Genomic DNA, 20046 nt, shown 5'->3' with positions numbered 1-20046 from the left:
GCGGGCCGAGCCGGTTGATGGTGCAGAATCCGACGGCGGGCGCGGAGACAGGCCCGGCTAGGCGAACCGGGCCAGCGGGTTGGCCAGGCGGCCCGCCATCTGCAGCCCGCCGGAGGGATCCGTCAGGTCCAGCATCTGCTGGTTGTTCCGCAGCTGTAGCCGGTTCAGGCAGGACAGCTCGAAGTCGGCGGCGAACAGGTCATGCCGGGCAAACTGGTCCGCCAGTTCCGGGTGTTCGGCCTGGTAGCCGGCGATCGCCCGGGCCGCGATGGCCCAGAAGTCCTCCTGGCGCAGCATCCCGTCTTCGTCCAGGAGCGCCGAAAGGAACCGGAAGATGCAGTCGAAGATGTCCGTGAAGATGGCCAGCACCTTCTCACTGTCCGGGATGGCCACCTGGATCCGGGAAACCTCCTCCGGCAGCTCCAGCCGGGTCCCCATCACCACGATCTCCTCGGCGATGTCCTTCATCACGGCCCGCACCGGGACCCCGTCCTGCAGCACCAGGATCACGTTCTCCCCATGCGGCATAAACGCCAGCTCATAGCGGTAGAGGCAGTGCACCAGCGGCACCAGGTACGCCTCGAAGTAGCGGCGCACCCACTCCGCAGCGGCCAGCCCGGACCGCTCGATCAGGGCGGAGACCATGGGCCTGCCATCGGCGTCGACGTGCAGCAGCGAGGCCATGGTGGCCAGCTGCTGCCCGTCCGCCAGCAGCGGCAGCGGACTTTCCCGCCACAGCGCGGAGAGCATCTTCCGGTATGCCGAGCCGGGGTCGGAGCCGGCCTCGTAGTAGCCGTTGTGGTAACCGATGGCTGCGACCTCGCCGATCATCGTGAAGCCGCGCTGCTGCAGGGCACCGTCCGCTTCGATCAGTCTGCGCAGCCAGTCGTTGATGGCCGGGGTGGCCTTCATGTACTGGGGGGAGAGACCGCGCATAAAGCCCATGTTCAGGACGGACATGGCCGTCTTGACGTAGGACTTCGCCGGCTGGTCGGTGTTGAAGAACGTCCGGATGGACTGCTGCGCCTGGTACTTCTCGGTGCCGGTGCCCAGGTAGACGATCCGTTGCCGGGCGATTTCCGCCGCAAACGTGACGGTCAGCTTGTTCTCCCACTGCCAGGGGTGCACCGGCAGGAAGAAGTACAGGTCGGGGTCCAGGCCCTGGAGCCGGAGTTCCGCGTTGAAGTCCCCCACCAGGCCGCCCAGTTCAGCCTCCAGGTGGGCTCGGTAGTCCAGGCCCTGGCTGGCCGTGAAGACAGCGTGGCTGCGCGCGGCCGCGACCCACACCAGCTGGACCGGGGCGCCGGTTTCCGGTGCGAACGCCAGGTAGTCCCCGATCCCGAAGCCCAGCCGGCCGTTGTTCGCCACAAAACAGGGGTGCCCCTCGGTCATGCTGCGTTCAATGGCCTGGAAGTCCGCGGCAGCATCCAACCCGCCGGTCACACCTGCTGCGAGTTCGGCGGCGGCCGGTTGCCCGGCCCACTGCTTGTACGCGTGGCTGGCCAGCGTGCTGCTGACTTCCTCGAGGTACACGGGCAGCATGGCGGTGTTGATCCCCAGCGTGCCATGGAACGCGGTGATGAAGTCCAGGACGTCCAGCGGCGCTTCCCTGCCGTCCCGGAAGCCGCGGATGGAGCCCGGGTCGATGGACCAGTGGTCCAGTTCCAGCAGCCGGGCGGTGAAGCGGTATTCGGAGCTGCCGTCGTCGCTCACCACCCGGTAGCCGCCGTCGAGGGGTTCCGGCGAGAGGATGCGTTCGTGGGAGAACTCGGCGAGCGCCTTCCGGAGCAGGTGCCGGTTGGCGATGTCCCAGCGGTCGGCGGCCAGGTGCGGGGCTTCAGCGGCCCGGTATCCGGCGGTGGGTGCAGGATCGAGGTGGATGGTCACAGTGCGGCTCCCTGGGGGATGGGGGTGGGAAGGTTCAGTGCGGCGCGGGCGGTGAGGTAGTCGGCGCGGGTGCAGAAGCTGAGCAGCGCTTCCTTGTCCGGCAGGGTGACGAGGCCGGCGGGCTGGAACCCGAGCCGTTCGTTGAGGGCGTGGATCCGGGTGTTGCGCGCGTCAGGTTCAACCACCACGCGTTCCACGTCCGGGCGGGCGAAGATCCGGTCCAGGACGGCGTCCATCACGGCAGTGGTGTACCCGGCTTCCGGGCCGGACGACGGCGGCGCCACCAGCAGGTGCATCCCCACGTCGCCGGGCTCCTCGGCATAGACCGCGGCCAGGGGTGAGGAGCCGGGAAGATAGTCCTCCATCAGGAAGGCGGGGACGCCGCCGTCGAGCCCCAGCAGCGCGTGGTGGTGGCCGCTGGCCTGGATGGTCCGGTATTCCTGCACCACGTCCTCGACGCTGGCGGAAAGCATGCCCCAGAAGGAGGCGTAAGGTTTGGTCACCCAGCTGTGGAGGAGCGGTGCGTCGGCGGTGGCGTCGAGGCAGCGGAAGGTGAACCTCATGCGGGCACCTCCGCCGCGACGCCTGCCGGGGCACCGAACTGCTGGAAAGCGATGCTGCGTTCCACCGGGTAGACCTCGCGGCCGGTGATCGCGCGCAGGATGCAGGAGTTGCGGTAGGCGCCCATGCCCAGATCCGGGGTAACGAATCCGTGGGTGTGGAGTTCGGCATTCTGGACAAATATCTCGCCGGGTTCGACGCCGGTGCTGTAGTTCCGGTCCACGGCGAACCTCCCGGCGCTGTCCCGGGCGATCCGGTCCTGCACACCGGCCAGGAATTCCGGTTCGTGGTATCCGTACCCGGTGGCCAGGACCACGGCTTCGCTGTCCAGCGTGTAGGAGCTGCCCTGCTCGCCATGCTCGAGGTGCAGCGTGTGGGTGCCCGCTGCCGGGTCCCATTCCGCCGCCGTGAGCGTGGAGTGGGTCAGCAGCTGCGTGTCCACCAGCCCGGAGATGCTGCGGGTGTAGAGGAGGTCATAGATGGCGTCGATCAGGTCCGAGTTGATGCCCTTGTAGAGGTTCTTCTGCGCCTTGTTCAGGTGGTCCCGCTGCTCCTGCGGAAGTGCGTGGAAGTAGTCCACGTATTCGGGGGAGGTCATTTCGAGGGTCAGCTTGGTGTATTCCAGCGGGAAGAACCGGCCGGACCGGGTGACCCAGTTCAGCTGGTAGCCGTGGGTTCCGGATTCCTGCAGGAGCTCGTAGTAGATCTCCGCGGCGCTTTGGCCGCTGCCCAGGATGGTGATGCTGCGCTGCTGCTGCAGTTCGTCCTTCCGGGCCAGGTAGTCGGCGTTGTGGATGGCCAGTCCCCCGGTTCCCGCTCCGGAGCGGGCCAGGATGTCGCGGCCGGACGCGGGGACGTACGGCGAGGTTCCGGTGCCCAGCACCAGCCGCCGGGCCAGCAGTACCTCAGGCCCGGCCGGGCCGGACACGGTGAGCCGGTACACCCCGCCGTCGTGCGTGATGTCCCGGACCGTGGTGCCAAAGCGGACGGACGGCAGCTGGCCGGCCACCCATTGGCAGTACTGGTTGTACTCTGCGCGCAGGGGGTAGAAGTTTTCCCGGATGTAGAAGCGGTACAGCCTGCCCGTCTGCTTCAGGAAGTTCAGGAAGGAGTATGGGGAGGTGGGGTCTGCCAGGGTGACGAGGTCGGCCATAAACGGGACCTGGAGGTGGGCCGGTTCCAGCATCATGCCGGGGTGCCAGTCGAAGGATTCGCGCTGCTCCAGGAAAACCCCGGCCAACCCTTCGATCGGTTCGGCCAGGGCGGCGAGGCCCAGGTTGAAGGGCCCCACGCCGATGGCTGCGAAGTCGTGGATGCGGCTCATGCTGCCACCCCGTCCTGCAGCATGCCCGCGCCGGTCCGGCGCAGCAGGTCAACGATCCCGGCGATATCCTCCAGGGTTGCCTCAGCGTTGAGGAGGGTGAACTTCAGGTAGTGGCGCCCGGCAACCTTGGTGCCGGCCACCACGGCCTGGCCGGAGGCGAAGACGGCGGCGCGGATGGCGGGGTTCAGCACGTCAGCGGCGTCCTCGGAAAGCCGGCTGCCGTCAGCGAGCAGGGGCCGGTACCGGAATACCAGGGTGCTCAACTGGGGCTGGGCGGCGAGCTCAAACCCGTCATCAGCATCAAGGAGCGCCCCCACCCGGGAGGTCAGGTCGATCGCCTCGTCGAACAGCGCGCCGATGGCGTCCGCGCCCATGATGCGCAGGGTGAGCCAGAGCTTGAGGGCATCGAAGCGCCGGGTGGTCTGGATGCTTTTGTCCACCTGGTTGGGGATGTCGGCCAGGGCGGCGCTTTCCGGGTTGAGGTAGTCGGCGTAGTAGGTGATGTGGCGCAGCATGGCGCGCTCGCGGACCAGCAGGGCGCTGGAGCTGACCGGCTGGAAGAAGGTTTTGTGGAAGTCCACGGTGACGGAATCCGCCAGCCGGGTGCCGTCAAGGAGGTGCCGGTAGCGGCCGGAGACCATCAGGCCGCCGCCGTAGGCAGCATCAACGTGGAGCCAGGCGCCGTAGGCGCGGGCCAGGGCGGCGAGCTCGGCCAGCGGGTCGACGGAGCCGAAGTCGGTGGTGCCTGCGGTGGCGATCACAGCCATGGGGGTGAGCCCGGCGTCGGTGGCGTCAGCCATTGCGGCGGCCAGCGCGGCCGGGTCCATCCGATGGTCGGGGGTGCACGGCACGGTGATCACGGCGTCGAACCCCAGGCCCAGCATGGACGCTGACTTCTGGATGCTGAAATGGCTGTCCTCCGAAGTGAAGATGCGCAGGGTGTCCAGCAGCGCCGGCAGCCGGAGGCCGCTGCGGGCCGGGTCCTGCCGGAGGCCGGCTACGGCGTGGTTGCGGGCGATCAGGAGGGCCTGCAGGTTGGACTGGCTGCCGCCGGAGGTGAAGATGCCATCAGCGTCGGCGCCGAGGTGCAGCCGGTCCGCGGCCCAGTCGATGAGGCGCCGCTCGATCATGGTGGCGCCGGCGCTCTGGTCCCACGTGTCCAGGGAGGAGTTCACGGCGGACAGGATGGCTTCGCCCACCAGCGCCGGGATGACCACGGGGCAGTTCAGGTGCGCGGCGTATTTGGTGTCGTGGAAGTAGACGGCGTCCCGGAGGTATACCCCTTCGAGTTCCGCCAGCGCCGCCGCGGTATCCGGCAGCGGCGTTTCCAGGTCCACGGCGGCCACCCGGGCCTGCAGCTCCGCAGGTCCGACGCCGGTGAACGGCTGGGTGCTCCGCTCCAGTTTGGTGGCAACTGCGGTCACGCCCTGCAGCACCTGCGCCACGTAGCGGGGGGAATTCCTGGCGTTCAGCAGATGGTTGGAGGCGCCAAGTGCCAGCTCCACGCGGGAGCCGAAATCCTGGCCCGGCAGCTCCTGAAGCGGTCGCGGTTGGTCCACGGGTAACTCGTCAAGGCGGGGCATCAGCGGCACTGGTATTCCTTCGGTCAGGGTTGTACGTCGAATTGCATAGGCAAGCCTTACTTAGGTAACCCTTTTAATCAAACTTCTGTGATGTATTTATCCCAGGCACCCGGAATTGAACGATTCAACGGCCTGCGGGGCGTCATTGACTGGCAGTCCGTGGAACCGTCCGGCACAATATGCGGCCCGCCAGGTGCCAACGATGGCGCCGGGATGATTCGGGGCAGTGCCGGGACGATTCCGGAATGGTGCCGCAACGACGCCCTTGACGCCAACGGCCCTGCGCGGCCTAGGGTGGATGGACCGGGCGCCCGAACGGAGCCCGGGAACCAGGGGGAACAATGGAACAGCCAATGGGCGCGGTGACCTTCCGCGAAGTGGACCAGCACGGAAACCGGATTCCGGATGGGGGCGCCGGTGAACCGCCGGAGCCGGCCGAAAAATCGCCCGGCTTCAGCGTGAACCCGTTCATTGTTGTGCTCTGGCTGCTGGCCGCAGCCCTGGTGGTGGGCGGCCTGGCTGTCCTGTTCGGCGGAGCCGGCACAACCGTCATGTCCTTCGGATCCACCAACGGCCCGCCCCTGGCCTACCTATTGATGTCTTTCAGTCCGCAGCTCATCGTCTCGGGGCTGGCGACGGCCATGGTGCTGTTGTTCTGGCATGCCTTCCAATGGCAGCGGCGCCGGGGCTGAACCCGGCGCAACGGCAACGACCCTCTTTCCCGCGCCCCGCAGCGGGCGAAGAAGGACCTAGTGGCGGCCGCAATTTGGCCGCAGGTACTAAGCATGCTTGGCTTGTTGGAAGCGCAAAGCTCCGCAAGCAGTTCGCGGCGGGCCCTGCCAACGCCGGCAGGCCCGTGAAGAAGCCCAAGGAAAAATACCATGCCCAGCACCGCAGAGCCCCTTCTGGCGGCACCACTCCCCGACCCTCCGGGCAGTCCGGAGGTACCGGCCGGACCGGTGGACGTGGAGCTGATGGCCACACTCAGCACCCGGATGCATTGCAGGACACCCATGCAGCGGGTGGACCCGGACTCCTCCCCCATCCGCGAACCAGTGCACGTTGATATTGCCGCTCCGATGCAGGTCGGGGACGGGCCGGCTCAACGTGGGATGCCGGCGGACCGTTTGGCATTGCAGGAGCAGGGCGGTCCCGCTGACAGCGCCGCCATGGCAGAAAGGGCGGTCACGTACCGTTGCGCCTGCGGGTTCACCATCGACGGTCCGGCCGACGAACTGCCCTGACCCGCCGTCGGGTCAGCTTTCCGGCCAGTCCACAAACTGGCCGTAGCCCTCGTGCTTGCGCAGGTAACCGGCAATAAACGGGCAATGCGGAATGATCCGCTTGCCGGTGGCCACAACATCGTCCAGCGCAAAATGCGCCAGGACCTTGCCCAGGCCCTGGCCTTCGAACCCTGCCGAGGTTTCGGTGCGGATGAAGTCAACGTGTCCGGGCTGGTCCTCGAAGAACGACTGGACGGCGAGGGTTCCGCCCACATGCAGTTCGTAGCGGTGGTCCGCGTCATTGCGGGCCAGCGCTACGTCCGGCGCAAAGGTGTCTTCCGTGGACATGGTGTTCTCGGTCATGGTTCGACAGTGGCACTACTTGGCCCCGCTGGCAATGCTCACCGGCGCGGCGGAACGGCGGGCAACGCTAGGACGTGACGGCAATCAGGCCAAGCACGACGGCGATCAGCGGGGTGATCCCCTGCGTCACCGCAGGCCGGAGGTTCTTTTTGCCGCTCAGTGCCAGGACCAGGGCGGCGAGCAGCATGGAGCCGCAGCAAGCGAAGACCAGGGTCCAGCCGGCCACGTCCTGCGCCGAGCCGTCGCCACCGAAGGCCACCAGGGCAAGCCCGATGAAGGCGCCGATCGCCAGGAACAGGTTGTAGAAACCCTGGTTGTAGGCGAGCGACTTGGTGGTTTCGGCGTCCTGCTGGGAGGCGATGTTGAAGCGCTTCCACGTGGCGGGTTTGGTCCAGTTCACCGACTCCAGCGTGAAGATAAAAACGTGCAGGGCTGCTGCCAGGAAAACGAAAACAAGGGAGGCCAGGATCATGGCTTGATCCTAGCCTCCCTGCACCAACGGTGGTGTCCCTACCTGCTCAGTGTCTCCAACGTGCCGGTGGCGAAATCTGACGCCGTCCGGTCCCAGCGGCCCAGCAGGGCCTGCAGGTTTTCGCCGTCGGCCCGGTGAGCGGGCAGCTGCTCCTGCAGGGTGGCCAGCACTCCAGTGCGGAGCTCGGTGTTGAAGTTCACCTTCCCCACGTTCATGGCGGCGGCTTTCACCAGTTCCGAAGCGGGAATGCCGGAGGCCCCATGGAGCACCAGGGGAATGTGGGTCCGTACGGCGATGTCCTGCAGCACGTCCCACCGCAGCCGGGGTTCGCCCTTGTATTTGCCGTGCACGTTGCCCACGGCCACAGCCAGCAATCCGGCGCCGGTGCGGGACACAAATTCCTCAACCTGGGCCGAATCGGTCAGGCCTGCGATATCCACTCCGGCAGCGTCATCGCCGAATGCGCGGTCCTCGTCTCCGGCCAGGCCACCCAACTCCGCCTCCAGGACCACATCCGGGCCCAGGAGGGCGCGGGCTGCCAGCACCAAAGCGATATTTTCCTCAAAGGGCAGGGAGGAGCCGTCAGCGAGGACGGAATCCGCCCCGGCAGCCACGGCGCCGGCCATCACGGCAAGGTCCGTTGCGTGGTCAAGCTGCACGGCGACCGGGACGGTGGCGGCATCCGCCAGGCCACGGAGTGCTGCGATGAGGCGCAGCCCGTTGCGGGTGGCGGCGGTCCTGGGGGCCACCAGCAGGATGACGCCGCGGCCGGATTCCTCCGCGGCACCCACCACGGCAAGGGCTGTGGTGAAGTCGTAGCAGGTGAAGGCCGGCACTGCCGAGCCTTGCTGCAGGGCAGAGGTGACCAGGTGGTCGAGTTGGGTACGCATCAGACGCCCAGGCCTCCCACCAGGATCCAGGCAACAAAGGTCAGCGCGAAGCCGGCAAGGCCCAGGACGGTGGTGAGGACGGTCCAGGTGCGGAGCCCGTCGGAGACGGTGAGGCCGTAGTACCGGACCACTGTCCAGAAACCGGCGTCCGTGACGTGGGACAGGCCAAGTGAGCCGAAGCCAATGGCGATAACGATGACGGCGATCTGCGCAGGCGTGTAGCCGCCCTCCATCACCGCGGAGGTGAGCAGCCCGGTGGTGGTGACAATCGCGACGGTCGCGGAGCCTTGGGCTGCGCGCAGGGCAAGGGAGATGACAAAGCCGAGGGCGATGACGGGCAGGCCCAGGTGGTCCAGGGTTTGGGAGAGCGCCGCGCCGATGCCGGAGGTCCTGAGTACCTCCCCGAACACGCCACCGGCAGCAACCACCATGAGGATGGAAGCGATGGGCGGCAGGGCACCTTCGAAGATTTCACCGGTTTCCTTGAGCGACCAGTTGCGGCGCACGGCGAGCAGGAAGAACGACAGCGCCACGGCCACCAGCAGGGCGAAAAACGGGTTGCCGACGAACGCGGCCAGGCCATACCAGGAATTGTCTTTGGGGATGGTGAGGGTGCCAACGGTGCCGAGCAGGATCTGCACGATGGGGGCGGCAATAAGGAAGATGATCAGACCGGGCCGGGGCGGGGCCTGCGTGGCGGCGCCGGGGCCGTCATGGCCCACCTTCACCAGGGCATCCGAACCGAATTCCTCAACCTGCGCCTTGACCGAGGGCAGGAGTTCGTAGTCCTTGCGGTTCATGATGCTGGCCACCCAGTAGGACAGGAAACCCAGCGGAATGCAGATAATCAAGGAGATGAGGGTGATAAGCCCAATGTCCGCGCCAAACACGCCGGCACCGGCAACAATGCCCGGATGCGGCGGGACCGCCACGTGGATGGACAGCATGATCCCGGCCATGGGCAGGCCGAACTTGACCGGGTGCACCTTGGCGATTTTGGCGAAGGCATACACGATGGGGACCAGGACGATGACGCCCACTTCGAAGAACACCGGGATGGCGACCAGGAAGCCAACAGCGGTGAGGGCCACAGCCACGCGCTTTGCGCCCAGCTTGTTGGTGAAGTGCGTCGCGAGCGATTGGACGCCGCCGGACACCTCGATCATGCGGCCCAGCACGGCGCCCAGGGCGATAAGCAGCGCCACCTTGCCCATGGTGCTGCCCACACCGTTGGCCACCACGGTGAAGACGTCCTTGAGCGGGATCTGGGCGGCGACGGCCACCATGATGCTGACAGTCAGCAGGGCCACAAACGCCTGGATCTTGAAGCGGATGATCATTACCAGCAGGACGGCGATGCCGAGCGCGGCGATGGTCAGCAGCAGCGGGGTGCCGAGCTCAACGGCGGGTTTGATGGCGGGCGCATCAGCCGCCCGCCCCAGCAGCGGCAGTATCGGATGGTTCATGAGGGGTGTCTCCTTTGACGTGCCAGTCTTCCAGAAGACGGGCGATCAGGCGCTTGGGAATTTCTGGTGGGGGTACGACGACGGCGGAGGGGGGACCGCCGTCGTCGTACGTTGTGGGGGTTGCGCTTAGTTGTTGCGCTTGGTGGGCGCGACGACCTTGATGACGGCGGAATCGTCGGCGGCGGCGAGGCCCTGGGCCTGGCCCAGCAGGTAAAGCTGTTCCGCGGCGGCAGCCACCGGCGCTGCGAGGCCGGCGGCCCGGGTGGCTTTGCCCACGATGCCCATGTCCTTGACGAAGATGTCCAGGCGGGACAGGACCTCGGCGCCGTCCTCGGAGTAGGCCTCCAGGATGCGCGGGCCGCGGTTGGAGAGCATAAAGGAGCCGGCTGCACCCGCTTCGAGGGCGGCGAGGGTCTTGGCCTGGTCCAGGCCCAGGGCGTCCGCGAGGGCCATGGCCTCGGCCGCGGCGGCGATGTGGACGCCGCAGAGGAGCTGGTTGACGGTCTTCAGGGCCTGGCCGTCGCCGGGCTTGTCGCCCACCACGGTCAGGGTGGAGGCCAGCAGTTCCAGGGCCGGGGCTGCCTTGGTGCGGGCTTCGGGGGACGCACCAACAACGATCAGCAGGTCGCCTTCGCCGGCGCGCTTGGGCCCGCCGGACAAGGGGGCGTCCACCAGGTCCACGCCGTATTCGGCCAGTTTGGCCACGGTGGCCGGGATGGCTTCGGTGCCCACGGTGCTGCCGAGGATGACGACGGCGCCCGGTTCCAGGACCGAGGCCACGCCGTTTTCGCCGAAGAGGACGTCGTTGAGTTGTTCGCCGTTGCGGACGGCCAGGAGGACGGCGTCCGCCCCCTTGGCGGCTTCGCGGGCGGTGCTGAAGGTGGCGATGCCGGCTTCAGCGGCCAGCTCCAGGCGGGGTTCGGCGATGTCGAAGCCGTGGACCGTGAGCTTGGACGCGAGGCGGGTGGCCATGGGCAGGCCCATGGCGCCAAGGCCCAGGACGGTGACGGTGTAATTGCTGGTCATGGTGTTCTCCGGTGAATTTTGCGGGACGGGGTTAGGAGCCTGTGGGTATTAGAAGGTGGTGCTGAGTTTGCGGGTGACCTGGGCGAGGGACTCGTCGTCGCCCACGTTGCCGGCGAAGACGATGTACGGGATGCCCTTGGCAGGGCCGTCCACCGGTTCCCAGAGGGAGACGATGCCCGGCAGCATGGGGCCGCGGACAATCGCGTGGCGGATCTCAAGGCCGTGGGCTGCGACGTCCGAGGAGGTGATGCCGCCCTTGGCGATCACAAAGCGGGGCGGGAACGTCTTCAGGGTGCGGTTGACCACGGCAACGACGGCGGCGGAAACGGTGCGGGCGATCCGCAGGCTTTCGGCGGGATCGTCCGTCCTGATCAGCAGGCGGCTGGTGTGGACAATGACGTCGCCGGTGTGGAGGGCTTCGACGACAGTCTCCACCGTGCTGTCGAGGTGTGCGGCGGCGTCCCCGCCCAGGAGCTTCTCGACGTCGATTTCCACGATGCGGGCAGAACTGTGCTGCTCCGTGAGGGCTTTGAGCTGCCGGGTGGTGACGCCCACGTGCGAGCCCACCACGATCAGGCCGCCGGCCCCGGAAGGGTTTTGGCCGGCAAAGGCTTCCCCGCCGCTGAGTTCCGCGCGGATCTCCTGGCCGATCCGGGCCCTGCCGAACGGCGGGCCCACCCGGTACAGGAGTTTTTTGCCGCGGCGTTCGGCTGCGTCGAGGCCAAGGGCCAGGGCACGGAGGTCGTTCTCGGTGACGATGTCCGCCACGATGGGGGTGGAATCATTGGCGGCGTCGAGTGCGTCGGCGATGGCCACTGCTGAGACTGCGGGGTCGTTGGCTGCTGCGCCGGCGCGGATGGTGTGCAGGTCCAGGACAATGACCGAGCCGGCGGGGAACCGGCCCTGCGACTTCTCCGCCACGTAGTCCTTCAGCACCGACGTGCTGAAGCCAAAGCTGGCATCCCTGGCGAACTCGGTATCGGAGACGGGAATGAGCGTACCTGCGGCCTCGCCCGTGCCGCGCATGTAGTGGACGCCGCCAATGGTGATGCGGCCGGCGTCGGGAAAGGCGGGAACCAGGACCACGCCGTCCGTCGATTCCCCGCTGACGTTGGCCACGGTGGCGGCGATGACGTCAGGCTCCAGCGGGTAATGCCCTCGGAGGGTGGAGTCGCTGCGGCTGACGAACCCAAGCTGCAGGGCCGGCCCGGACTGCGGATCGGAGGCACCCGCGGCGGTGAGGGCGTTGCGGACCACTTCCTCGTTGCGTGCAGCGGCCTCGGCCGGGTCAAGGCTGCGGGTGTTGGTGAGGACGTAGACGGCCGGTTTGGCCTGCCCGAAAGCCCAGGCGAAGTCCGACACTTCCCAGCGGGTGAGCACGGGCAAATCTGCCACGGACTGCGTTCCGGTGGGATCGTCGTCGAGCACCACAAGCATCCGGGGCGCCCCGGCATTCGACTCGGCCACGGTCCTGGCCACCAGCGCGGCGGGGATCTCGAGTTCCGGCGGGTAGGCAGCCAGAACGTCAACTTCAAGCGTCACAATGCACTCCGTTGTGTAGTGATCCGGCACGGCGGATCCCGTTTTATCGACCTGTAAGATGTCTGACATCTAACATTTGAATATTAGTGTGGCACAGGACATAAAAACGCGCAAGTAGACTTGTCTGACATACCGCGGGGCGTACGCCCACGGCAGCGATCGGGGGCAGCATGGCCAGGAAGTCACTGGTTGGCGTAGTGGCGGACGAGTTGCTGGACCGTATCATCGGCGGCGAATTCCCACCGGGATCCACCGTCCCCGGCGAGCTGGAGCTCAGCGCCCGGCACGATGTCAGCCGGATGACCGTCCGCGAAGCCATGAAGACCCTTGAGGCGCAGCGCATCCTCAGCGTGGAGCGCGGCCGGGGGACGTTTGTTAATCCGCTGAACCGGTGGGCGTCGCTGGAAGCGGTGCTGCGGGCTGCCTCCGAGGGCAGGGACGAGGCCGAGTCCTCCATCCAGCTCATTGAACTGCGGCGGATGCTGGAAACGGGCGCCTGCGAATTGGCGGCGGGCCGGATCGCCGAGGCCGAGGTGGACTCGCTGTTCGCCTACATCACCGCCATGCGGGCCGCCCACCACGTCAACGATGTGGCCGCTTTTGTGGAGGCGGACCTGGCGTTCCACGACATCATCCTGCACGCCTCAGGCAACGTGTTTGTTTCGGTGCTGTTCGAGCCGCTGCACCGGGTACTGGAAAAGCGCCGGACGGAGACATCAGCAGTGCCGGCCATCCAGGAGCATGCCATCGGGCACCACCAGAACATCGCCGAGGCCCTGCAGGCCCGGGATGCGCAGCGGGCCCGGGAGGCCATGGACGCCCACATGCAGCAGACCCTGGATGACCTGCGGAACCTGGTCCTCGGGTCCGGCTAGGGGCGGATCGGCCACGCGGGAGTCAGGCGCCGATCCCGTCGCCGGCCTGGTCCTGACCCGGCTGCGGGAGCTGGAGCTGGTCCGCTGGGACCGGCCTTTGATAGCTGGCCGGGTCGCAGGTTACCGGGACGGCGGGGCCGTGGTTCCGCGGACCACCAGTTCGGTGGCTACCTCCAGGGCTGTGGGGGCCGCCGACACCGCGCCTTCGCGCTGCTCAGTCAGGATGCCCACCGCCATGGCTGCCATCTGCGCCAGCGGCTGCCGGACGGTAGTGAGCGGCGGAGAGGTCAGGGCGGCCTGGGCGATGTCGTCGAAACCAACAATGCTGAGGTCCCGGGGAACCAGCAGCGAGCGCTGGCCCGCGGCGTTCATCACGCCCAGCGCCTGCAGGTCGCTGCCGGTAAAGATGGCGGTGGGCGGCTCCGGCAGATCCAGCAGCTCGGCGCCCAGCCGCATGCCGGACTCGGTGCTGAAGTCGCCGTCGCGGACCAGTTCCGGCGCCACGGGCAGGCCGGCCTCGTGCAGCGCGGCCGCGTAGGCCGCGTACCGGGCGCGGCCGTGCCCCGGGCTGTGGTTCCGGCCAGTGATAATGCCCACCCGTCGGTGTCCCAGGGCCAGGAGGTGCCCAACGGCGGCCAGCGCGCCGGAGAACGACGCCGGGCTGACGCTGGGGATTGCCAGGCCTTCGGACCCCTCGGGGTCGATGGCCACGGCCGGGATGCGCAGGCTTCGCAGTGCTGTCACCAGGGGTGAACCCCGCCGCGGCGCGAGCAGCATCACGCCGTCCAACCGGTTCACGGAGGGCTCGCGCAGCTTCCGCCACCGCTCGGCGGTGGCGTGTTCGGCACGCGAATACGCCACCGCATAGCCCAGCCGGTCCGCGGCGGACTCCACCCCGGCCATGGTTTCCAGGACCCAGGGGGAATCGAAGTTATTGACCACCAGCTGCAGCATGCCCGGCTGGGCTGCGGGGGTGTTGCGTTTGGAGTAGTCAAGGTCCGCCAGGGCCTGCTGGACCTTGGCCCGGGTGGCATCGGAGACGTGGGTGCGGCCGTTAAGGACCTTGGAGACCGTAGGTACAGAAACTCCTGCGGCTGCCGCGACGTCTGCGATCTTGGGACGCGGGGTGGCGGTCAACGGGGCAGTCCTTGGGTTCATATGGTGGCGGCAACGGCAAGCTGCGGGGCGGAGGCCCGGCGCACGGGCGCAGTATCCACCCGCACGGGTCCCACGATAACACTGCCGCCTTCGGCCGAACCCAGGGGTGAGGTGGCGAAGATGCCCAGCTCGGCACCGATCCACTTGCCCTGCATCACGCTGAAGTTCCAGCCCTGGACTTCCCAGGGGTCTCCCGGGGCTGCCCGCCACGCGAAGGTGGAGCGTGGCGAGCCGTCGGTCCTGATCTGCAGCTCAATCCGGGGACCTGCGAGCTGCACGGCCCGGCCCAGGGATTCTTCCTGCGGCCCCTCCCCGCCGGTTCCGGCCCCGAGCACAAAGCCGTCTGCTGTCCGCACCATCCCCAGCCAGGCGTACTTCTGGCCCAGGACCACCACACCCGCCCGGGTTCCAACAGGAACGTCCTGCAGCTCCAGCGAGGTGGTGAACGTGGAAGGGGTGCCAGGCAGGATCTGGCCCAGGACGTTGGGCAGTTCACGCAGGTTGACCGGATCGTTGGCCTGCGGCCGGAGTACCAGCTGCCCGCCGCCGGGCGTCGCGGACCACGCCTCCCGCGGGTTGGCCTGCCAGTGCCACTGCTGGCCCAGCCACGGGGAAGCAAAGTCGTCGCTGCCCTCCGGCGCCACGTCCCGCGGTGAAGTACCCGCCGGGTACGGGTGGGTTGCTACCGGGGTTCCCGGTCCGCCGTCGGCCGCCTGCTCCCCCATCCACGGCCAGCCGTCCCCGTCCCAGCCCATGGGCTGGAGGTGGACCACCCGCCCGTAGGGTCCGCGGTCCTGGAAATGCACAAACCAGTCCTCGCCCAGCGGCGTGGTGACCCAGGCGCCCTGGTGCGGACCGTTGACCGCGGAAGCGCCCTGCTCCAGGACCCGGCGCTCCTCGTAAGGGCCAAACGGGGACCTGGACCGGAACACGGACTGCCAGCCGGTGGCCACGCCGCCGGCCGGGGCGAAGATCCAGTACCAGCCGTCCCGCTTGTAGAACTTGGGCCCTTCCAGCGTGGTGAATCCCGGCAGGTCAGCCCCGTTGATGACGTGGGTGCCGTGGTCCAGGAGGCGGCTGGCGTCCGGGCTCATACGGTGCACGGTGAGCCTGTTTTTGACGCCGATCCGGCTGTGGGCCCAGCCATGGACCAGGTAGGCCTGGCCGTCGTCGTCCCACAGCGGGCACGGGTCAATCAGGCCCCGGCCGGGATACAGGAGGTGCGGGGCGGTCCAGGGACCCTCTGCTTTTTCGGCGCTGAGGACAAAGATGCCGTGGTCGGGGTCCGGGTAGAAGATCCAGAACCGGCCCGCGTGGTGGCGGATGGATGGGGCCCAGACGCCGCTGCCGTGCCGGACCAGGGAATAGTGGCTGGCCTGCGGCAGCTGCGTCAGGGCGTGGCCGGCGGGTTCCCAGTCCACGAGGTTCCGCGAGCGGAGCACCGGCAGCCCCGGGACCCGGTTGAAGCTTGAGGCAATGAGGTAGTACACGCCCCTGACCTGCACCACATCGGGGTCGGGCCAGTCTGCGTTGAGGATGGGGTTGCTGTACACGGGGACGGCGTTCCGGGAAGTCATGATGTCCTGTCGGGCTGGCGTTCGGGATGGAGTCCGGGGTGGTGCCGGAGGAGTTCCAGGGCCTGGCTGGCCGTGTGGAGGGTGCCGTCGTGGATGACGGCGTGTAGGTCCTGGACCAGCGGGGTGTCGGCGTCCGCGGCGGCTTTGGCTGACCAGGCCACGGCCGGGCCGGCGCCGATGTAGCCCTCAGTCCTGATGAACCAGGGCCGGATCAAGGCGGATTGCGCCAGCACCACGCTGACCGGTGCGCCGGCCACGGTGAGGCTGATGGCCAGCCACGGCGAGAGCGAACCATGCGCAGCTTCGGTTCCGGCCCCGTGGTCCGAGAGGACGGTGGGTGGTGTGCTGCTGGCGGAAAAGCGCCAGAAAATGCCGCCGTAGCCGGCACCGTTTCGTCCCTTGACGGCCGACGACGACACCTCCAGCCGCGGCACGGAACCTGCGGGGGTGAGGGCCGAGTCCACGGACAGGCACCACGTTCCGGGACTGGGGTGCGGGTACTGGTTGATCCTGCGGCGTTCCACGGCGAGTTCGTTCCCGTGCTCCGAAAGCCAAGTCAGCGCGCCCTCGAAGCCTGCAGCGTGGGGTGTATCCGGGTTGCCTGTCGCGCTGGTCCATCCTGGCGGGCTGGTTGCCGTCCAGCCGTCCGCACGCTGTGTCCCGTGGTTGGGCAGGATTTGGGGCCCGTTCGCGGCTGTGAAGGTTGAGCCGCCCCAAAAGTTGGTGCCGTTCAGGTCCGAGACGGCGATCGACAGTCCCAAGTGGTGGGCGTGGTCCGCCGGGGAAGCGTCGGTCAGTACGGTTCCGGCAAGCGACCGGATGGGGTGGAGGTAGGGCCGGGGCGAGCTGAGCGGCGGCAGCGCGCTGCCGCCGTTATGGGTTGCCAGGCCGGCAAGGCTTTCGCCGGGCAGGTCCATCGGGCCTCCTTTGGTTTGTGCATCCCGGATGTTTGAAACAGCCTAAAGACTCAGAAAGAAAACGGCAATAGCCCTAGAAACTTTCCGATATATGATTTCGGCTAGTTTGTTATGAAGTGTTGACAGTCACAGTCTTTCCTTGCTAGAAATCGTTTACCGAGAGTTTTGCACTCCGTACACGTGGGTCTGAATCTCACTATGCAGCTCAATGCATCAGAAACTTTCTGCTTTATATAAAATCCGCCTACAAGCAGGGGCAACCAACGAGAGGCGTCATTCAATGAAGAAGGCAACCACCGCGGGCATGCCCCGCCGGCTGTTCATCGGTGCGGCACTGACCGCTGCAGGGCTTGCACTCAGCGGCTGCGGGGGCGGCTCATCCCCCTCGGCAGGCGGCAACGTGGAACTGAACTTCGTTTACTGGGGTGATTCCAACCGCGCCAAGATGACAGATGCCGCGCTGCGGATCTTCGAAGAGAAGAACCCCGGCATCACCGTCAAGAGCGAATACCAGGACAGCGGACCCTACGCGGACAAGCTGGCCACCCGTTTTGCCGGCGGTAATCCCCCGGATGTGCTGAACATGGCCAACCGGAGCCTGCTGGAATACGCGCAGCGGGGCACCCTGGCGGATGTTAAGTCCCTGGACGGCGTGAACCTGGACAAGGTGCCGCAGACCATCCTGGGCCGCGGCGAGGTGGACGGCAAGCTCTATGGGGTCGCTACGGGCGTGACGACGATCGGCATGGTGGTGAACAAGGCGATCACGGATGAGGCCGGCGTCGCCATTCCGGATGACAAGACCTGGAGCTGGGAGGACTACGCAAAGTTCGCCACCGAGATAACGCAGAAAACCGGCGGCAAGGTCTACGGTGCCGGCTACGACGTTGCCACGGAAACCGGACCCATCCTCCTTGCCCGGCAGCGTGGCGAGGACTTTTACACCGAGGACAACAAACTCGGCGTAAGTGCTGAAACCATCGAGAAGTGGTTCCAGTACAGCGTGGACCTGCGGACCGCCGGCGGCTATCCGCCTGCCGGATTCTTTGAGCAGATCGGTGGATCCCCGGCGCAGTCCTATCTGGCCAAGGGCACCGTCGCCTCACAGATCATTCCCATCAACAACTTCAAGGCCTACAACGAAGCCGCCGGCGGCAAGGTGGTGCTGTTACGTATGCCCGGTGAAACCACTGAGGAACGCCGCGGATATTCTGCTGATCCAAGCATGCTGTGGTCCGTCGCAGCCAAGTCCAAGCACCCCGAGGAAGCAGCCAAGCTCCTGGACTTCCTCATCAACGATGCCGAAGGCGCTGCGCAGACCCTGACCCAGCGCGGCGTGCCCATCAACCCGGACGTCGCCGACTCCATCAAGTCACAGCTTGGTCCGGATGACACCGCGTTTGTGGACCTCGTCGCAGCCATCCAGGAAGACGAGCTGCCCGCAGCATATGTTTACCCGAAGGGCGCCAGTGTTGTGGCGGACACCCTCAAGCAGCTCGCCACGGAGGTTGAATTCGGCCGCGTCACTCCGGCCGACGCTGCCAAAACCTTCATCGAGAAGAGCAATGCAGCGATCAACAAGTAATTCCGGTCCCTCTTCCGCCACGCAGACAGGAGCCTGACGCATGTCCGTGCTGACAAAAGCCGCCCCGGGCGCCGCCGCTGAACTTGCCACGGGCCATCCCGGCAAGCGGCGGCGAAGCACCCCCCGCCGCCGGAACCAGCGGTCAGGTTACCTGTTCCTGCTGCCGTGGTTCCTCGGAATGCTGTTCACCATCATTCCGTTCTTCGCGTCGCTGTACCTGGCGTTCACCGACTACAACCTCTTTACGGAACCGAACTTTGTGGGCCTGGCCAACTTCCAGGCCATGTTCGAGGACCCCCGGCTGCTGCAGTCGCTGAAGGTCACCTTCATCTACACCTTTGTCTCGGTCCCGATCTCCCTGGCCGTGGCGCTGGGGGTGGCCCTGGTCCTGAACCGCGGCCTGCAGGGGCTGGCCATCTACCGCTCCGTCTACTACCTGCCGTCACTGCTGGGCGGCAGCGTGGCCATCGTGATGCTGTGGCGCTACATCTTCGGCAACGACGGAATCGTCAACGGGTTCCTTGGCATCTTCGGCATCCAGGGTCCGGCCTGGGTCACGGACCCGGAATTCGCCCTCAGCACGCTGGTTGTCCTCAACGTCTGGACCTTCGGTTCACCCATGGTGATCTTCCTGGCCGGCCTGCGGCAGGTCCCCACCATGTACTACGAGGCGGCCTCGATCGACGGCGCGTCCCAGTGGCGGAAATTCCGCAGCATCACCATCCCGCTGATCAGCCCCATCATTTTCTTCAATCTGATCATGCAGCTGATCGGCTCGTTCCAGACCTTTACGCAGGGTTATGTGATGAGCGGCGGCACCGGCGGACCGGCGGACTCAACCCTGTTTTACAACCTGTACCTGTACCAGAAGGGCTTCACTGAATTCGAGATGGGCTATGCCTCCGCCATGGCCTGGCTCCTGCTGATGATCATCGCGATTTTCACCGCCATCAACTTCATCGCATCCAAGTTCTGGGTCTTCTACGACAATTAAGGCAACCCCATGGCACTCCTCGAACTACCCCCGAAGCGCAAACAAGACAAGGCAGCAAAGCAGGCCGACCCGGAAGACGCACTGTCCGGCACCAAAGCAACCCGGTTCTCCCGCCACCTGATCCTTTGCCTGGTGGGCCTGGTCATGCTGTACCCGCTGCTGTGGCTCATCTCCAGCTCGTTCAAGCCCAGCAACGACATCTTCAGGCAGCTGGGCCTTTGGCCCGAAAACTGGGACTTCAGCAACTATGAGCAGGGCTGGACTGCGCTGAACCAGCCGTTCCACGTGTACCTCATCAACTCCATGATCGTGGTGGTGCTCTCGATCGTGGGCAACATCTTCTCCTGCGCGCTGGCCGCGTACGCGTTCGCCAGGATGGAGTTCACCGGCCGGAAACTGTTCTTCACGCTGATGCTGGGAACGCTGATGTTGCCGGGCCACGTGCTCCTGGTCCCGCAGTACATCATTTTCTCCCAGCTGGGCTGGCTGGACACCTACCTGCCGCTGATCGTGCCGAACTTCATGGCCACCAACGCGTTTTTCATCTTCCTGATGGTCCAGTTCATGAAGGCCCTGCCCAAGGAACTCGACGACGCCGCCCAG

19 protein-coding genes are annotated in these 20046 nt (G+C 66.6%); 6 read left to right on the top strand and 13 right to left on the bottom strand.

All coding sequences use genetic code 11. The annotated features are described in order from the left end of the window. Positions 1-57 precede the first annotated feature (57 nt). The 4 genes from ACU18_RS10775 to ACU18_RS10760 are packed head-to-tail and all read right to left on the bottom strand — an operon-like array spanning position 58 to position 5355. A complete protein-coding gene (locus ACU18_RS10775) occupies positions 58-1887 on the bottom strand; it encodes an IucA/IucC family protein (RefSeq protein ID WP_082178281.1) in 1830 nt (609 codons plus the stop codon). Continuing rightward, entirely contained in the window at positions 1884-2450 is a 567-nt protein-coding gene (locus tag ACU18_RS10770; protein WP_050685551.1) for a GNAT family N-acetyltransferase, read from the bottom strand. The genes ACU18_RS10775 and ACU18_RS10770 overlap by 4 nt, the downstream gene beginning before the upstream one ends. Continuing rightward, positions 2447-3772, bottom strand: a complete 1326-nt coding sequence (locus ACU18_RS10765) for a lysine N(6)-hydroxylase/L-ornithine N(5)-oxygenase family protein (protein ID WP_050685550.1) — start codon at positions 3770-3772, stop codon at positions 2447-2449. Before ACU18_RS10765 ends, ACU18_RS10770 begins: the two co-directional genes overlap by 4 nt. Next, the gene (locus tag ACU18_RS10760) at positions 3769-5355 is read right to left on the bottom strand and encodes a pyridoxal phosphate-dependent decarboxylase family protein (RefSeq protein WP_050685572.1); all 1587 of its coding nucleotides are present in this window, start codon (positions 5353-5355) and stop codon (positions 3769-3771) included. Before ACU18_RS10760 ends, ACU18_RS10765 begins: the two co-directional genes overlap by 4 nt. Positions 5356-5708: 353 nt before the next feature. On the opposite strand from ACU18_RS10760, the gene ACU18_RS10755 reads away from it, so the two are divergent. Beyond that, positions 5709-6047 (top strand): hypothetical protein, encoded by a 339-nt coding sequence (locus ACU18_RS10755; RefSeq protein ID WP_050685549.1) that lies wholly within the window; start codon positions 5709-5711, stop codon positions 6045-6047. 189 nt (positions 6048-6236) lie between these two features. Beyond that, positions 6237-6599 (top strand): hypothetical protein, encoded by a 363-nt coding sequence (locus ACU18_RS10750; RefSeq protein ID WP_050685548.1) that lies wholly within the window; start codon positions 6237-6239, stop codon positions 6597-6599. Between the two features lie 12 nt (positions 6600-6611). On the opposite strand, the gene ACU18_RS10745 is transcribed toward ACU18_RS10750, so the two are convergent. The 6 genes from ACU18_RS10745 to ACU18_RS10720 all read right to left on the bottom strand — a co-directional run bounded on the left by ACU18_RS10745 (position 6612) and on the right by ACU18_RS10720 (position 12337). Further along, positions 6612-6941, bottom strand: coding sequence for a GNAT family N-acetyltransferase (locus tag ACU18_RS10745; RefSeq protein WP_050685547.1), 330 nt, complete (start codon positions 6939-6941; stop codon positions 6612-6614). Between the two features lie 67 nt (positions 6942-7008). Beyond that, positions 7009-7413, bottom strand: a complete 405-nt coding sequence (locus tag ACU18_RS10740) for a DUF1304 domain-containing protein (protein ID WP_050685546.1) — start codon at positions 7411-7413, stop codon at positions 7009-7011. Between the two features lie 38 nt (positions 7414-7451). Next, a complete protein-coding gene (locus tag ACU18_RS10735; RefSeq protein ID WP_050685545.1) occupies positions 7452-8303 on the bottom strand; it encodes a class II fructose-bisphosphate aldolase in 852 nt (283 codons plus the stop codon). Then, on the bottom strand, positions 8303-9769 hold the full coding sequence (locus tag ACU18_RS10730) for a GntP family transporter (protein WP_050685544.1): 1467 nt from the start codon (positions 9767-9769) through the stop codon (positions 8303-8305). The genes ACU18_RS10735 and ACU18_RS10730 overlap by 1 nt, the downstream gene beginning before the upstream one ends. A 126-nt stretch (positions 9770-9895) precedes the next feature. Continuing rightward, a complete protein-coding gene (locus ACU18_RS10725; RefSeq protein WP_050685543.1) occupies positions 9896-10795 on the bottom strand; it encodes an NAD(P)-dependent oxidoreductase in 900 nt (299 codons plus the stop codon). A gap of 48 nt (positions 10796-10843) precedes the next feature. Next, positions 10844-12337 carry a four-carbon acid sugar kinase family protein gene (locus ACU18_RS10720; protein ID WP_050685542.1) on the bottom strand — a complete coding sequence of 498 codons (1494 nt, stop codon included), beginning with the start codon at positions 12335-12337 and terminating at the stop codon, positions 10844-10846. 170 nt (positions 12338-12507) lie between these two features. Here ACU18_RS10720 and ACU18_RS10715 point away from each other — a divergent pair, with 170 nt between their 5' ends. Then, complete coding sequence (locus ACU18_RS10715) at positions 12508-13212, top strand: FadR/GntR family transcriptional regulator (protein ID WP_050685541.1); 705 nt, start codon at positions 12508-12510, stop codon at positions 13210-13212. 120 nt (positions 13213-13332) lie between these two features. Here the strand turns inward: ACU18_RS10715 and ACU18_RS10710 are convergent, their stop codons facing one another. The 3 genes from ACU18_RS10710 to ACU18_RS10700 are packed head-to-tail and all read right to left on the bottom strand — an operon-like array spanning position 13333 to position 16864. Next, complete coding sequence (locus tag ACU18_RS10710) at positions 13333-14349, bottom strand: LacI family DNA-binding transcriptional regulator (RefSeq protein ID WP_231686054.1); 1017 nt, start codon at positions 14347-14349, stop codon at positions 13333-13335. 17 nt (positions 14350-14366) lie between these two features. Continuing rightward, complete coding sequence (locus tag ACU18_RS10705) at positions 14367-15947, bottom strand: glycoside hydrolase family 43 protein (RefSeq protein ID WP_050685539.1); 1581 nt, start codon at positions 15945-15947, stop codon at positions 14367-14369. Next, on the bottom strand, positions 15944-16864 hold the full coding sequence (locus ACU18_RS10700) for a DUF6807 family protein (protein ID WP_050685538.1): 921 nt from the start codon (positions 16862-16864) through the stop codon (positions 15944-15946). Before ACU18_RS10700 ends, ACU18_RS10705 begins: the two co-directional genes overlap by 4 nt. Positions 16865-17144: 280 nt before the next feature. Here ACU18_RS10700 and ACU18_RS10695 point away from each other — a divergent pair, with 280 nt between their 5' ends. The 3 genes from ACU18_RS10695 to ACU18_RS10685 all read left to right on the top strand — a co-directional run. Continuing rightward, a complete protein-coding gene (locus ACU18_RS10695) occupies positions 17145-18449 on the top strand; it encodes an ABC transporter substrate-binding protein (RefSeq protein WP_050685537.1) in 1305 nt (434 codons plus the stop codon). Positions 18450-18489: 40 nt separating this feature from the next. Beyond that, positions 18490-19443, top strand: a complete 954-nt coding sequence (locus tag ACU18_RS10690; protein WP_050685536.1) for a carbohydrate ABC transporter permease — start codon at positions 18490-18492, stop codon at positions 19441-19443. A gap of 9 nt (positions 19444-19452) precedes the next feature. Beyond that, positions 19453-20046 (top strand): carbohydrate ABC transporter permease (locus ACU18_RS10685; RefSeq protein ID WP_050685535.1); only part of this gene is annotated, 594 nt, incomplete at its 3' end.

Source organism: Arthrobacter sp. ZBG10 (genome assembly GCF_001238605.1).
GTDB lineage: Bacteria > Actinomycetota > Actinomycetes > Actinomycetales > Micrococcaceae > Arthrobacter.
Note: the sequence above shows the minus strand (reverse complement) of the source record. Positions and strands in the feature narration are given on the sequence as shown.